At 70.1% G+C, this 344-nt stretch carries 1 protein-coding gene; it reads right to left on the bottom strand.

Going from position 1 to position 344, the window contains the following annotated elements:
* The coding region (locus tag BVI061214_RS00485) for an ATP-binding cassette domain-containing protein (protein WP_156303175.1) at positions 1-344 on the bottom strand (344 nt) is incomplete at both ends.

A 344-nucleotide genomic window follows, 5' to 3' on the forward strand; every position in this document is an offset into this window, starting at 1 on the left:
CCCGGGGGTCTTGGGCCAGCGCCGAAGCGGGGCCTTCCAGCACCACCTTCCCGTGCTCCAGGACGTAGCCCCTCTCGGCCACATCCAGGGTGAGGGCCACGTTCTGCTCCACCAAGAGCACCCCCACGCCTTCCCCCGCCACGGCCTTGAGGGCCAGAAGGACCTCCTCAGCGAGCCTCGGGGAAAGGCCCAGGGAAGGCTCGTCCACCAGCAGGATCTTGGGAAAGCCCATAAGGGCCCGGCCGATGGCCAGCATCTGCTGCTCCCCACCGGAAAGCGTCCCCGCCAGCTGCCGCCGCCTCTCGGCCAGGCGGGGAAAGAGGCCGTAGACCCGCTCGTAGCCC

It is taken from the genome of Thermus aquaticus (assembly GCF_001280255.1).
GTDB classification, from domain to species: domain Bacteria; phylum Deinococcota; class Deinococci; order Deinococcales; family Thermaceae; genus Thermus; species Thermus aquaticus.